Annotated in this window: 18 protein-coding genes; 7 read left to right on the forward strand and 11 right to left on the reverse strand. The window is 73.8% G+C overall.

The genetic code is table 11. The features are described 5' to 3' along the window. Positions 1–528, reverse strand: a 528-nt coding sequence (locus tag Q0195_RS09265) for an alpha-amylase family glycosyl hydrolase (protein WP_299277442.1), incomplete at its 3' end; no start/stop codon positions are given. 110 nt (positions 529–638) lie between these two features. Here Q0195_RS09265 and Q0195_RS09270 point away from each other — a divergent pair. Both Q0195_RS09270 and Q0195_RS09275 read left to right on the forward strand, forming a co-directional pair. After that, positions 639–851, forward strand: a complete 213-nt coding sequence (locus tag Q0195_RS09270; protein WP_299277445.1) for a DUF2905 domain-containing protein — start codon at positions 639–641, stop codon at positions 849–851. 4 nt (positions 852–855) lie between these two features. After that, a complete protein-coding gene (locus tag Q0195_RS09275; protein WP_299277448.1) occupies positions 856–1,353 on the forward strand; it encodes a class I SAM-dependent methyltransferase in 498 nt (165 codons plus the stop codon). 160 nt (positions 1,354–1,513) lie between these two features. Here the strand turns inward: Q0195_RS09275 and Q0195_RS09280 are convergent, their stop codons facing one another. Both Q0195_RS09280 and Q0195_RS09285 read right to left on the reverse strand, forming a co-directional pair. Continuing rightward, positions 1,514–2,002, reverse strand: coding sequence for an SRPBCC domain-containing protein (locus tag Q0195_RS09280; protein WP_299277451.1), 489 nt, complete (start codon positions 2,000–2,002; stop codon positions 1,514–1,516). Continuing rightward, complete coding sequence (locus Q0195_RS09285) at positions 1,999–2,349, reverse strand: metalloregulator ArsR/SmtB family transcription factor (protein WP_299277454.1); 351 nt, start codon at positions 2,347–2,349, stop codon at positions 1,999–2,001. Before Q0195_RS09285 ends, Q0195_RS09280 begins: the two co-directional genes overlap by 4 nt. Before the next feature lie 108 nt (positions 2,350–2,457). Here Q0195_RS09285 and Q0195_RS09290 point away from each other — a divergent pair, with 108 nt between their 5' ends. Next, a complete protein-coding gene (locus tag Q0195_RS09290; protein ID WP_299277457.1) occupies positions 2,458–2,934 on the forward strand; it encodes a DoxX family membrane protein in 477 nt (158 codons plus the stop codon). Positions 2,935–2,965: 31 nt separating this feature from the next. Then, positions 2,966–3,412 carry an iron chaperone gene (locus tag Q0195_RS09295; RefSeq protein WP_299277467.1) on the forward strand — a complete coding sequence of 149 codons (447 nt, stop codon included), beginning with the start codon at positions 2,966–2,968 and terminating at the stop codon, positions 3,410–3,412. Between the two features lie 121 nt (positions 3,413–3,533). Here Q0195_RS09295 and Q0195_RS09300 read toward each other — a convergent pair whose 3' ends face one another. Next, complete coding sequence (locus tag Q0195_RS09300) at positions 3,534–4,496, reverse strand: TIGR03885 family FMN-dependent LLM class oxidoreductase (RefSeq protein WP_299277469.1); 963 nt, start codon at positions 4,494–4,496, stop codon at positions 3,534–3,536. 173 nt (positions 4,497–4,669) lie between these two features. Between Q0195_RS09300 and Q0195_RS09305 the strand changes: the two genes are divergently transcribed. The 3 genes from Q0195_RS09305 (at position 4,670) to Q0195_RS09315 (ending at position 8,265) form a co-directional block, all read left to right on the forward strand. Continuing rightward, entirely contained in the window at positions 4,670–6,577 is a 1,908-nt protein-coding gene (locus tag Q0195_RS09305; RefSeq protein ID WP_299277471.1) for a penicillin-binding transpeptidase domain-containing protein, read from the forward strand. A 20-nt stretch (positions 6,578–6,597) separates the two neighbouring features. Continuing rightward, on the forward strand, positions 6,598–7,593 hold the full coding sequence (locus Q0195_RS09310) for an asparaginase (protein WP_299277473.1): 996 nt from the start codon (positions 6,598–6,600) through the stop codon (positions 7,591–7,593). 99 nt (positions 7,594–7,692) lie between these two features. Then, the gene (locus tag Q0195_RS09315; RefSeq protein ID WP_299277475.1) at positions 7,693–8,265 is read left to right on the forward strand and encodes a CueP family metal-binding protein; all 573 of its coding nucleotides are present in this window, start codon (positions 7,693–7,695) and stop codon (positions 8,263–8,265) included. Between the two features lie 59 nt (positions 8,266–8,324). Here Q0195_RS09315 and Q0195_RS09320 read toward each other — a convergent pair whose 3' ends face one another. The 7 genes from Q0195_RS09320 to Q0195_RS09350 form a co-directional block, all read right to left on the reverse strand. Next, complete coding sequence (locus tag Q0195_RS09320) at positions 8,325–8,558, reverse strand: lipoyl domain-containing protein (RefSeq protein WP_299277477.1); 234 nt, start codon at positions 8,556–8,558, stop codon at positions 8,325–8,327. Then, on the reverse strand, positions 8,555–9,589 hold the full coding sequence (locus Q0195_RS09325) for an alpha-ketoacid dehydrogenase subunit beta (RefSeq protein ID WP_299277478.1): 1,035 nt from the start codon (positions 9,587–9,589) through the stop codon (positions 8,555–8,557). Before Q0195_RS09325 ends, Q0195_RS09320 begins: the two co-directional genes overlap by 4 nt. After that, on the reverse strand, positions 9,586–10,635 hold the full coding sequence (locus tag Q0195_RS09330) for a thiamine pyrophosphate-dependent dehydrogenase E1 component subunit alpha (protein WP_299277480.1): 1,050 nt from the start codon (positions 10,633–10,635) through the stop codon (positions 9,586–9,588). The genes Q0195_RS09325 and Q0195_RS09330 overlap by 4 nt, the downstream gene beginning before the upstream one ends. Positions 10,636–10,724: 89 nt before the next feature. Beyond that, complete coding sequence (locus Q0195_RS09335) at positions 10,725–11,441, reverse strand: IclR family transcriptional regulator (protein WP_299277482.1); 717 nt, start codon at positions 11,439–11,441, stop codon at positions 10,725–10,727. A gap of 60 nt (positions 11,442–11,501) precedes the next feature. Further along, complete coding sequence (locus Q0195_RS09340; protein ID WP_299277484.1) at positions 11,502–11,930, reverse strand: hypothetical protein; 429 nt, start codon at positions 11,928–11,930, stop codon at positions 11,502–11,504. Next, positions 11,917–12,111, reverse strand: a complete 195-nt coding sequence (locus tag Q0195_RS09345; protein WP_299277485.1) for a helix-turn-helix transcriptional regulator — start codon at positions 12,109–12,111, stop codon at positions 11,917–11,919. The genes Q0195_RS09340 and Q0195_RS09345 overlap by 14 nt, the downstream gene beginning before the upstream one ends. Positions 12,112–12,188: 77 nt before the next feature. Then, entirely contained in the window at positions 12,189–13,106 is a 918-nt protein-coding gene (locus Q0195_RS09350; RefSeq protein ID WP_299277487.1) for an oxygenase MpaB family protein, read from the reverse strand. Between the last annotated feature and the right edge of the window lie 91 nt (positions 13,107–13,197).

Below are 13,197 nucleotides of genomic sequence, written 5' to 3' on the forward strand. Positions count from 1 at the left end.
GTCGGGCTGGTGGGAGTAGAAGTGGTGGAGGTACCACTCCTCGGTGCGCTCGTCGTAGGTCCAGATGCCGCCCTCCCGGTCGGGGAACACCGTGAGGTGGGAGGTGTCCGGCGGCTCGTCGGAGCGCCACACGTAGTAGTCGCGGAACCGGTTGTCCCGGGAGCGGCGGGCGGCCCTGAACCACGGGTGCTGGTCGGAGGTGTGGTTGATGAGGAGGTCGACGACCACGCGGATGCCGCGGTCCTTGGCGGTGCGGATGAGCTCGACGACGTCGCCGTGGCTGCCCAGCCGCGCGTCGACGCCGTAGAAGTCGGTGACGTCGTACCCGTCGTCCCGGTCGGGGGTGGGGTAGAAGGGCATGAGCCACAGGCAGGTGACCCCGAGCTCGGCGAGGTAGTCGATGCGTTCGACGAGGCCGGCGACGTCCCCGGTGCCGTCGCCGTCGGAGTCGAAGAACGTCTCGATGTCGAGACAGTAGATGACGGCGGTCTTCCACCACTGGTCGGAGGTCTGGGTGATGCGGCTCATCGGGCGGTCTTTCTGGAGGGTGGGGGCTGCTCCCGGTCCTGTCTACCGGCGGGAGCGGTCGGCGGCATCCGGGAGGATGGGAGCAGGGCAGATGTGACGGAGGTGATCACGTGGGACGCGACCTGGGGCCGATCCTCGTCGTCGTGGGGTTGGCCATCGCCGCCGTGGGTCTCCTCGCGTGGAGTGGCGGGCTCTCCTGGTTCGGTCGGCTGCCCGGCGACATCCGGATCGAGACCGAGCACACGCGGGTGTACATCCCGTGGGTGTCGATGCTCCTCGTCTCCGCCGTCGTCAGCGCCGTCCTCTGGCTGCTGCGGCGGTGACCCGGTGGTCGACCGGCAGCGGTGGGCGGTGCAGCGCGTGGTCGCGGAGCGCCCGCAGGCGGTGCTGGAGATCGGGTGCGGCCCGGGGGTCGCCCTGCGGCTGCTCGCCGAGGCGCTGCCCGCGGCCCGGATCGTGGGGATCGACCGGTCGGCGGTCGCGGTCGAGCGGGCGCGTGCGCGCCTGGGGGACCTCCTCGACGGCGACCGGGTGTCGCTGCACCGGCTCGCGATCGCCGACCTCGACCTGCCGAGCGTCGACGTCGTCCTGGGCGTGAACGTCAACGTCTTCTGGACGTCCCCGGCGCAGCGGGAGCTGACCGTGCTGCGCCGGGTGCTACGGCCCGGGGGAGTGCTGCACCTGGTCTACGAGCCGCCGGGCCGTGACCCGTGGGTGCGGGCCGGTGTGGAGACGGCGCTGCGCCGGGCCGGGTGGACGTGGTCCGTCGCGCAGAAACGACGCCTCCAGGCCGTCCGAGCCAGCCCTGGGTCTCCTCAGCCCTGAGGCCGCCCGCCGTCTCCGGTGAGGTCGCGCACGTAGCGGTCGAGCAGCTCCGCCGGCCGCACCGGGTGGCTGAGTGCACCGCCCGCCCCGACGCGTCGTGGTGCCGCTCCGCCGGTGCGGGGACGAGCCGCTCGACGCCGACGGCGCGGGTGGGTCGTGGTCACGGCCGGTCCATCGGCCGTCCGGTCTCGAGCAGGGTCTTGAGACCGGACAGCGACCAGGGCCAGCCACCGCCACCTCCCTCGGGGTCGCCCCCGCCGTCGAACTCGGCGAACTGCTCGGGTGCGGCACTGACGTCGTGGCGCAGCACCACCTTGGTCTGCCCGTTGGGGTACTCGGTCAGCTCCCAGGTCACCCGGGTGGTCGGCGGGTCGGGCTGCCACATCGGGCGCCAGGCGAGTACGAGCAGCCGCGGCGGGTCGACCTCGAGCACCTCGCCCTCGACCGCCGTCTCGCCCATGCCCATCTCGCGCATCTGCGGGGTGGAGAGGTTGCGGAAGGCGCCGCCCGGGCGGAGGTCGAACTCCACGGCGCCGCCGTAGCCCCACTGGGTGGTGAGTTCCGACTGGGTGATGGCGTCCCAGACCCGCTGGGCCGGGGCCGCGATGTAGATGGTGTGGACGACTGTCGTCGCCGTGCTGCTGGTCATGTCGAGCCTTTCTCGGTGGTGTCCTCGAGTCGTTCCTTGAGGTCGAGCAGGGCGTCGGCGGTGCGCGCCCTGTCGGTGTACTTGCCGATCCACCGGCGGTGGATCTGCTGGATCGGGACGGGGTTGAGGTAGTGCTCCTTGACCCGCCCCACCCTGCGCGTGGTCACCAGCCCGGCGGCCTCGAGCAGCCGCAGGTGCTTGGACACTCCGAACCGCGTCATCTCGACGCGGGCGGCGACGACGTCCTCCAGCTCCCCGAGCGTGCGCCCGTCCCGCTCGTGGAGGGCGTCCATGAGCAGCCGGCGGGTCGGGTCCGCCAGCGCCTTGAACACGAGGTCGTCGTCCACACCCCGACAATAGGTGACCCAAAGGTCACCTATCAAGGGGTGGGGACGTCGGCCGCGGCCCGGGATGTCGGCGGGCGAGGCCCACGGGGCCCACCTAGACTCGCCCGCATGCCTGCGTTGGCCACCGCTGCCCGGATCGCCCTCGGACTGACCATGGTCGGGGCGGGGATCTCCCATCTGACGGGCCGGCGGCAGGAGTTCCAGGCGCAGGTACCGGAGTGGTTCCCCGTGGACGCCGACCTCGTCGTCGTGGTGTCCGGGGTGGTGGAGATCGTGCTCGGCGCCTCGTTCGCGGGCCTGCCGCGGCACCGGCGGCTGTTCGGTGCCCTGCTCGCCATCTTCTTCGTCGTCGTCTTCCCCGGCAACATCGCCCAGTACGTCGAGGGCACCGACGCCTTCAACCTCGACACCGACACCAAGCGGTTGGTGCGGTTGTTCTTCCAGCCGGTGCTCGTGCTGTGGGCGCTGTACGCGGGCGGGTGGCTCGGACGCCGACGACGCAGGCCGGTGGACACGAGTCCGCATGAGCTGAGCGAGGAGCATCGGTCAGGAATCGAGAAGCGGCGGATCGGGCCGCGCTCCTAGCGTCGGGATACCGACGACGAGAGGAGCCATCATGGCCCAGCACACCGCTGCCGGCGGGTTCTCCGAGCAGGAGCGCGCCGCGATGAAGGACCGCGCCGCCGAGCTGCGGCAGGAGGCGCTCGCCGGCCGAGGGCCCAAGGCGGCCGCGGGCGAGCGCGCCGTCCAGAAGAAGATCGCCAAGCTGCCCGAGCCGCACCGGGCGCTCGCCGCCCGGCTCCACGCCGTGGTGACGGCGGCGGCACCGGAGCTCGAGCCGAGGCTGTGGTACGGCCAGCCGGCCTATGCCAGGAGAGGGGACGTCGTGTGCTTCTTCCGCAGCGGACACGTGGGCAAGACCCGGTACACGGTGCTGGGCTTCACCGACCGGGCGGCGCTCGACGACGCGGGCGGGCTGTGGCCCACCTCGTACGCCGTCGCGGAGCTCACGCCGCAGTCCGAGGAGGAGATCACCGAGGTGGTCCAGCGCGCCGCGGGCTGAGAAGCCCGACCCACCGGGATCGATCGGTCGGAGAACGTCCGTTCACGGTCCGGGACAGGACGTTCCCCGACCGATCGACGGCAGGGCGGCCGGCCGCCGGCGGGCGCGGGCGAGCGGCTCGTCAGCTCCGCAGGGCCGGTAGCAGGTCGTGCCTGGCGAGCTCGAGGAAGTATCCCTGGTCCTGGCCGACGTGGTGGAGGTAGACCTCGTCGAACCCCAGGCTCTCCAGCTCGCGCAGCCGCTCGACGAGCTCGGCGACGGATGCGGTGACGACCACGCCGCCGGCGATGACCTCGTCGGGCACGAACCGGCCGATGATGTCGAAGTCCTCCGGGGTGGCGGTGTCGTGCGGGATCGGCTCGGCGAACGGGTGGTTCTGCCACTGGTCGCGGGCGATGTCGCGCGCCTCCTGCTGGGTGGGGGCGATCGACAGGTGCACCTGCAGGGCCAACGGGCCGCTCCCGCCGTTCTCCCGGTAGGCCTCGACGATCTCGCGCATGGCGCCGAGGTCGGTGTTGATGGTGATGAGCCCATCGGCCCAGGTGGCCGCGCGGGCCGCGGTCGCCGGGGAGAGCGCCGGGCCGATGAGCTTCGGCGGGGTCGCGGGCAGGGAGTAGACCCGGGCCCGCTCGACGGTGACGTGCCGGCCGCGGTACGTGAGGTCCTCACCGGCGTGCAGCCGGCGGATCACCTCGACGCACTCCTCCAGGCGCTCCTGGCGCAGGTCCTTGCCGATCCACTTGTCCCCGGTGATGTGCTCGTTCATGTTCTGGCCGGTGCCCAGCGCCACCCAGAACCGGCCCGGGAACATCTCGGCCAGCGTCGCGGACGCCTGGGCGATGACCGCCGGGTGGTAGCGCTGGCCCGGTGCGTTGACGGTGCCCAGCCGCAGCTGCGTCGTCGCCAGTGCCGCTCCCAGCCAGGACCACGCGAAGCCGGAGTGACCCTGCCGCACCGACCACGGCGCGAAGTGGTCGGAGCACATCGCCATGTCGAAGCCGGCGCGTTCGGCCTGCTGGACGTCGCGCAGCAGCCGGGAGGGGGCGATCTGCTCGTGGGAGGCGTGGAAGCCGTAGGAGGGCATGGCCCCTGTGTAGCGCGCACCCCGGGCACCGGCACCTCGGGCCGTCCCGGAGCCGGCCGGCGGCGGCACCGGCACCGGGCCGCTCCGACCCGGCAGGCTGACGCACGCCGGCCCCGCCGACCCGCCGTGACAGTTGTTGACGAGGGCCGTGCACGTGTGGAAATACTCTGCCTATGACGCGCCGCTGGGTCCCCGCCGTCCTGTGTGCCGTGCTCGTCCTGGCGGCCTGCTCGGCGGATCCCGACGACGGGCCCGAGCCGGCCGTCGAGGCCCTCGCCGCGGCCCTCAGCGAGCACTCCCTCGACGGCGTGCCGCTCGTGGCACCCGAGGCGGCAGCCCAGTTCGCCGACCTCGTCGAGCCGCTGGCGGACTACGACGTCGTCGTCACCGCCGGCGAGGTCACCCGCGCGGACGGCGAGGCCACCGCGGCCCTCCACTGGACGTGGACGATCGAGGACCGGGAGTGGACCTACGACACGACGGCCCACCTCGTGGAGGACGAGGAGGGCGATGCGGGCTGGCAGGTGGCGTGGCAGCCGTCCACCGTCGTCCCCGACCTCACCGCCGGCGAGCGGCTGCGCGTGACCCGCCGGACGCACGACCGAGCCGAGGTGCTCGGCGCCGAGGACGAGGTCATCGTCACCGACCGGCCCGTCGGCCGCTACGGCCTGGACAAGACGCTCATCGCGGAGGAGGAGGTCGGGGAGCAGGCCGAGCGGGTCGCCGAGGCCGTGGGCATCGACCCGCAGGGCTTCCGGGAGCGGGCCGAGGCGATGGGTCCCCGGGCGTTCGTCGAGGCGATCGTGCTCCGCCCGGAGGACGCGCAGGAGGTCGTCGCCCCGGACTTCGCCGAGATCCCCGGGGCCCGCGTCCTGGAGGACGAGATCCCGCTCGCCCCCTCCCGGCACTTCGCCCGCGAGCTCCTCGGCCGCGTGGGACCCGCGACGGCGGAGGTGGTCGAGGCCTCGGACGGCCGGGTGCAGCCGGGCGACGAGGTGGGGCTCTCCGGGCTCCAGGCACGCTACGACGACCTCCTGCGCGGAACCGCGACCGTCCTCGTCACCGCGGTGGACGCCGCGGGCTGCCCGGAGTGGCCCGTCTGCGAGGACGCCCCGGAACGGACCCTCGTCGAGCTGCCGGGCGAGGAGCCGCAGGACCTGCGCCTCACCCTCGACCCGCAGCTGCAGCTCAAGGCCGAGCGGATCCTCCACGCCGACGCCGACGAGGACTCCCCGCCGAGTGCGATCGTGGCGCTGCGCCCGTCGACCGGCGCGGTGCTCGCCGCCGCCAACGGACCGGGCAGCGGCGGGTTCAACACCGCCACCGCGGGCCAGTACGCCCCCGGGTCGACGTTCAAGGTGGTCACCGCCCTCGCCCTCCTCCGCGCGGGCCTGACCCCCGGCGACGTCGTCACGTGCCCGGACACGATCACCGTCGACGGCCGCCGCTTCAAGAACTACGACGACTACCCGGCCTCGGCGGTCGGGGACGTGTCCTTCCGCACCGCCTTCGCCCACTCGTGCAACACCGCGCTCATCGACAACCGCGACCTCCTCGGGGAGGGCGACCTCGCTCAGGCCGCCGCCGCCCTCGGGCTCGCGGCCGACCACGACCTGGGCTACCCCGCCTACCTCGGCCAGGTCCCGGAGCCGGAGGGGGAGACCGAGCACGCCGCCTCGCTCATCGGCCAGGGCCGCGTGCTGGCGAGCCCGCTCGCCATGGCGACCGTCGCCGCCTCCGTCCAGGCCGGGCGCACCGTCGTCCCCCACCTCGTCGCGGACACGACGGCGACACCCGAGCCCGCCGTCCCGCTCACCGAGACGGAGGCCGAGCAGCTGCGCGACCTCATGCGTGCCGTCGTCACCGAGGGGTCGGGCTCCTTCCTCGCCGACGTCCCCGGTCAGGAGGTGCTGGCCAAGACCGGCACCGCCGAGTACGGCACTCCCGACGAGGACGGGGCCCACGAGACGCACGCGTGGATGATCGGCATCCAGGGCGACCTCGCCGTCGCCGTCTTCGTCGAGACCGGTGTCAACGGCGCGCGGACCGCCGGCCCGATCCTCGAGGAGTTCCTGCGCTGAGGCAGTGGCATCCTGGCCGGATGCAGCCCCACCTCTCCATCGCGGCGATGGGCGGGACCATCGGGATGACCGCCCCCGCGCCCGGTGCGGGGGCCGAGCCGCGTCTCGACGCCGCTGCCCTCGTCGACCGCGTCCCGCAGCTCGGCGCACTCGCCGCGCTCCGCACCACGACGGTGTGCAACAAGCCCTCCCCGTCGGTCGAGGTCGCCGACGTCCTCGCCGCCCTGGCCTGGGCGCGGGCGCAGGTCGACGGCGGCGCGGCGGGTGTGGTGGTCACCCACGGCACCGACACGCTGGAGGAGACGGCCTACCTTCTCGACCTCCTGTGGGACCGGGCCGAGCCGCTCGTCGTCACCGGGGCGATGCGCCAGGCCGACGTCCCGAGCACCGACGCCCCGGCCAACCTGCTCGCCGCCGCCCGGGTCGCCCTCGACCCGGAGGCCCGCGGACGTGGGGTGCTCGTCGTCCTCGACGATGCCGTCCACCTCGCCGCGCGCGTGACCAAGGAGAGCTCGACGGCGCTGGACGCCTTCGTCTCACCCGGCACCGGACCGGTGGGGCGGCTGCACGAGCACGAGCCGCGGTTCCACGCCCCCGCCCCGCCGCGGCCCGAGCCGCTGCCGGACCCGCCGCCCGGCACCGTGGACGTCGCGCTCGTCGAGGCCCCGTTCGCCGACGACGGTCGGATGGTGCGGGCCCTCCTCGACGCCGGCTACGAGGCCCTCGTCGTCGCCGGCTCCGGGCTCGGACACGTCTCGGCCGCCACCTACGCCGAGCTCGCCGCCGCGGTGGCGCGCGGCGTCGTCGTCGTGGTCGCCTCCCGCACGGCGCGGGGCGGGACCGGACGGTCGACCTACGGCTACGTCGGCTCGGAGACCCGGCTCATCGAGGCCGGCGTGCTCATGGCCGGCGAGCTGTCCGGCCCCAAGGCGCGGCTGCTGCTCCACGTCCTGCGGGCTGCGGGGTACCACGGCCCCCGCCTCGCCGCGGCGCTCGCCGCACGCACCCGGGCCTGACCGTGCGGCGCGGTGCCCCGGCGCCGGCACCCGGGGGCCGATGCACCGGCGGGACCAAGGGCCCGGGACGGCGTCCCGCCCGGTCCGCACACTGGAGCAATGGCAGGCACCTGGACCGCGGCGGCTGCCGCCACCGCCGCCCTCCTCGCCCTGGCCGGCTGCGCGCAGAGCACCGGTGGCCGTGCCCCCGCGGCCGGTTCCGCGCTGCTCGCCGAGCACGGTCTGGCCGGGATGACGGGCAAGGAGGTCGTCGACCACCTCGACCGGCTCCCGGCCGCGGAACGTCCGGCCGACCTGCTCGCGTCGGTGCGGGCCGAGGAGGTCGTCCTCACCGACGGCACCGAGGAGGTGGCCCTCGACCTGCCCGCCGACGAGTTCTACGTCTCCGTGGCCCCCTACGTCGACGCCACCCACGAGTGCTACTACCACTCGCTCACCACCTGCCAGGGCGAGCTGGTGGAGCAGGAGGTCGACGTCACCCTGACCACCGACGACGGCGAGGTCCTCCTGGCGGAGACCACGACGACGCTGCCCAACGGCTTCGTGGGGTACTGGCTGCCCCGCGATGTCGAGGGCGTCCTCGAGGTGACCCACGACGGCCTCACCGGGTCGGTGCCGCTGGCGACCGGGCCGGACGACCCCACCTGCGTCACCACCCTGCGGCTCGGCTAGCAGGAGTCCGGCTCCCGGCGACAAGGAGGGCCCTGTCCCCGCCGGGAGCCGGACCCTGGTCATTCGATGCGGGCGATCGGCAGGCCCTGCCGCACGGCCTCGTCCTCACCGACGAGGAGCCGGACGGTGCCGTCGACGGGCGCCACGACCTCCGCATCCACCTTGGCCACCTGGACCTCGGCGATGAGCTGCCCCCGGGCGACGCGGTCACCGTCCGCGACGTACCAGGTGGCCAGCACGCCCTCGGCGTCGGGGTCGGTGTCGTCGACCGGTGGGAAGAGCACCTCGGTCACGCGAGCACCGTCCTGATCGCCGCCTCGATCCGGTCGTGCCGCGGCAGCACGGCGTACTCCAGGTCGTGGGCGTAGGGGATGGGGATGTCCGGCATCGTCACCCGCTGCACCGGTGCACGCAGCAGCCGCGGGTCGTGGTCGGTGATCGTCGCGGCCACCTCGCCCGAGAGCCCGAAGGAGAGGTAGTCCTCGTCGACGACGACGAGCCGGCCGGTCTTGCCCACCGACTCCAGGATCGCCGCACGGTCGAGCGGGACGAGGGAGCGCAGGTCGAGCACCTCCACGCCGATGCCCTCCCCGGCGAGCTGCTCGGCGACGTCCAGCGCGTGGTGGACCGACAGCGACAGGGTGACGACGGTGACGTCACCGCCCTCCCGGGCGACCCGGGCCTTGCCGATGGGGACCACGTGCTCGCCCTCGGGCACGACGTCGATCGACCGCTTGTTCTTCGCCATCCACGGCAGGCCCATGATGCCCTTGTGGAACATGTAGACCACCGGGTCGTCGTCGCGGATGGCGGCGGTCATGAGCCCCTTGGCGTCCGCCGGGTTCGACGGCACGACGACCTTCATCCCCGGCAGGTGGGCGAAGGTGCCCCACAGGCACTGGGAGTGCTGCCCGCCGTCGGAGTACCCGCCGCCGACCGCGGTGGTCAGCACCATCGGCACCGAGACGTTGCCTCCGGAGAAGTACCGGATCTTGGCCATGTGGTTGTAGATCTGGTCGAGGCACACACCCATGAAGTCGACGAACATGAGCTCGACGATGGGCCGCATGCCCTCCGTGGCGGCGCCGATGCCCAGGCCGATGAACGCCGTCTCGGAGATCGGGGTGTCGATGACGCGGTCCTTGCCGAACCGCTCGAGCAGGCCGGTGGTCGAGGAGAAGATCCCGCCGTACTCGCCGACGTCCTCCCCGAGGTAGACGACGCTCTCGTCGCGCTCCATCTCCTGGCTGATCGCCTCGACCATCGCCTTGGAGGTGTTGAGACGGCGCACGGCGGGCTGGGCGGGGCTGTCGGTGAGTGTCATGGCTGCTCCTCGGCGAACACGTACCGGTGGACGTCGGCGGGGTCGGGCACCGGGCTGTCCTTGGCGAAGGCGACGGCGGCCTCGACCCGCTCGGTGGCGGCGCGCTTGACCTGCTCGACCGCGGTGTCGTCGAGCACCCCGGCCTCGCGCAGCCGCTGCTCGTAGCGGGGCAGCGGGTCGAGCCCGGGCAGGGAGTCGAGGTCGGGGCGGTAGCCCTGGGCGTCGCCCTCGAAGTGACCCCACAGCCGCAGCGTGGCGACCTCGACGAGGCTGGGGCCCTGGCCGGCGCGGGCCCGGGTGACGGCGCGCTCGGCGGCCGCGTAGACCGCCTCGACGTCGTTGCCCTCCACCCGCACCCCGGGCATCCCGTAGCCGGCGGCGCGGTCGGCGTTCGAGGGGACCGCGGTGGAGGCCGAGCGCGGCACCGAGATGCCCCACTCGTTGTCCTCGACGACGAAGACGACGGGCAGGTTCCACAGCGCCGCGAGGTTGAGCGACTCGTGGAAGGCGCCCTGGTTGGCTGCGCCCTCGCCGGTGACCGCCACGGCGATGGCGTCGGTGCCGCGCCGCTTGAAGGCGAAGGCGGCGCCGAGCGCGGGCGGGTAGCCCTCGGCGATGATGCCCGAGCAGGAGAAGTGCACCGCCGGGTCGAACAGGTGCATGTGGCCGCCCCGGCCCCGGCCCAGCCCGGTCTCCCGCCCGAAGATCTCGGCGGTCATCCGGTTCAGGTCCACACCGTGGGCGACCGCGAAGTGGTGGGGCCGGTGGGTGGCGGTGACGGCGTCGTCCTGGGTGAGGTGGGCGCACACCCCGGCCGCCACCGGCTCCTGGCCGGCGGACAGGTGCATCTCCCCGGGGATGAGGCCCTTGCCGATGTCGAAGCCCGGTCCCTTGTCGGCGTGGTACTCGCGCAGGATCGCCTCTTCGAAGGTGCGCGAGAGCACCATCGTCTCGTAGAGGTCCCGGCGGACGTGGACCGGTAGGTCGGCGTGGCCGGTGTCGGCCGGTGTCGGTACCGGCGGTGGTTGGGACACCGAGGTAGACATCTGTGCCTCCTTTGGCAGTGAGTCCGAACCTCCACTGTCACCGCCGCGCCCGAGGCGGACAATGCCGCCTTTTCACATGGTGATAGCGCTCAGCGGTGGGCGAGGGCGAGGAGCGTGGCCGCGCGCCGCAGCGCGGCCGCGTGCGCCGGGAGCTCGGCGGCGCGGTCGGCGGGCAGCGAGACGGCCACCGCCTTGGTCTGCCCGGGTACCGGCACGGCGGTGCACACCGTGCCCACCGCGTACTCCTGCCGGTCCACGGCGACCTCCCGGCTGCGCTCCAGCTCGGCGAGTAGTGCACGCGGGGAGGTGATGGTGTGCGGGGTGAGGTCGAGGAGCGCGTGGTCGGCGAGGTAGTCACGGCGTGCGGTGACGGGGAGCGTGCCGAGGATCGCCTTGCCCAGCGCGGTGGCGTGGGCGGCGTCCCGCATCCCCACCCACAGGTCGACCCGTGGGGCGGTGGGGGAGTCGACGATCTCGGTGAGCCGGATCTCCTCCCCGTCGAGGTCGGCGAGGTAGGCGGGGGCCCCGAGCTGGTCGTGGAGCCCGCGCAGCACCCGCAGCTCACGCCGGGACGCCGCGCCCCGGCCGAGCATGTCGACGCGGTCGCCGAGGACGTACCCGTCCGGGGTGCGTAGCAGGTAGCCCTCGTGCACCAGGGTGCGCAGCAGGTGGTAGGTCGTGGGCAGGGGGACGCCCGTGGTCCGGGCGAGCCGTTTGGCCGGCTGCGGGGAGCCCGCCTCCGCGACGGCGTCGAGGATGTTGAGGGCGCGGACCACGGAGTTGATGAGCGTCGGCTGCTGTGCCACGTCGGCCTCCCGCGCCCAGGGTAAGCGATGCCGGGCCGTGCCGAGGCGCGTACGCGGGACTCAGATCCGCCGGTTGACGACGGCGAAGGAGACGGCGAGCACCGCGACCTGCGCGACCATGAGCACCGTCAGCGCCGGGGCCGCGGGGGCGCCGAGGGCGATGGCGATCGCCGCGCACCCCGTGGTCGGCACGGCGAGGAGTCCGAGCACGGCCAGTGCGCGGGTGAGGACGGCGTCGTCGCGTTCGTCGCCCACCCGGGTGAAGCCACGCTCGAAGGTGGTCGTCCGGTGCGGGCGGCGGACCACCCGCCAGGTCATGACGGCGCAGGCGACGAGCGCGACCGCCGCGCCGGCGAGGAAGCCGTTGCCCATGTTGCCCGGGCCGTAGGCGCGCAGCAGCAGCCCGGCGCCGACGACCACGGCGGTGCCGAGCAGGCACGCGCCGATGACGATCGCCTTCTGCTTGGCGGTGAGGTCAGTCGTCGACATGGAAGATCTCCTCGACAGTGCGGTTGAAGTGGCGGGCGATGGCGATCGCCAGGGGGAGGGACGGGTCGTAGCGGCCCGTCTCGATGGAGTTGACCGTCTGGCGGGACACCCGCAGCGCCTCGGCCAGCGCCGCCTGGGAGAGCCCCGCGGCGAGCCGCAGCTCACGGACGTCGTTCCTCACCCGTTCTCCCCTCGATGACAAGTGTGCTTGACAAAGACAAGCATGCTTGACATGGCGAGAGGTGTCAAGGGTGCTTGTCAGGCGGCGGGCCGGTCCTCGCGCGCCGCGACCGACCCACCGGCCGGGACCGACCCGGGGCCGGGACCGTCGAGGCCGGCGAGCACCCAGCGCAGCGACCGGGTGGCGAGCTCCCCGGCGGCCCGGCCGAGCGTCGCGTCTCGCAGCGGGTGGTCCGGCAGCCGGAGCGGGCGGCGTACCCACCGCGGCAGGGTGGCGACCGCGGCCCGCCCGATCAGCGCGTAGCCCGCCCGGGCCGGTCCGCGCACCGGTGGCCGGTGGAGGAGGAAGTCGGCCGCCTCGAGCGCCTCGGGCGTCGGACCCAGCTCCGGCCGGTACCGCGCCAGTGTGGCCCGTAGGTCGGCGTGCGTCCGGGGCACGTCCTGCGCGCCGAGCCGCAGCGCGACCGTGGCGGTCTGGGCCACGTAGGTGTCCTGCTCCGCCGGGGTCAGCGGGCGGCGGCCGAAGCGCTGGTGGGCGGTGAGGAAGCTGTCGACCTCGGCCACGTGCACCCAGGTGAGCAGGTGCGGGTCGTCGGCCCGGTAGGGGCGGCCGTCCGTCGTGGTGCCGTGGACGTGGCGGTGGACGGCCCGGACGACGGCGACCGCCCGCTCGGCGTCCTCGGTGCGGGCGTAGGTGGTCTCGGCGATGAAGGTGCTCGTGCGTGCCAGCCGTCCCCAGGGGTCGGTGCGGTAGTCGGAGTGCTGGGCGACCGCGGCCATGGCCAGCGGGTGGAGGGACTGGAGGAGCAGGGCCCGCAGACCGCCGACGTACATGGAGGCGTCGCCGTGGACCCGCTGGATCGGGTCCTGCGGGCCGAACCACCGCGGCCCGGGCTCGCCGTGGATACGGCGCCGGGCGGCCTGCGCGTCAGGCCCCGCGACCCGGGTGAGGAGCTGCAGGCTGAGCCGCTGCCGCGCGGCACGCACAGGCGTCATGCCCTCCAGTGTGCGGGACGTCCCCCGCGGAGCGCCGCCCGTGGCGGGCGGGCTCGGCCTGGCCGGCCCGGGCCGGTGCCGGCGGTGGCAG

Source organism: uncultured Georgenia sp. (assembly GCF_937958535.1).
In the GTDB taxonomy this organism is placed as follows: domain Bacteria; phylum Actinomycetota; class Actinomycetes; order Actinomycetales; family Actinomycetaceae; genus Oceanitalea.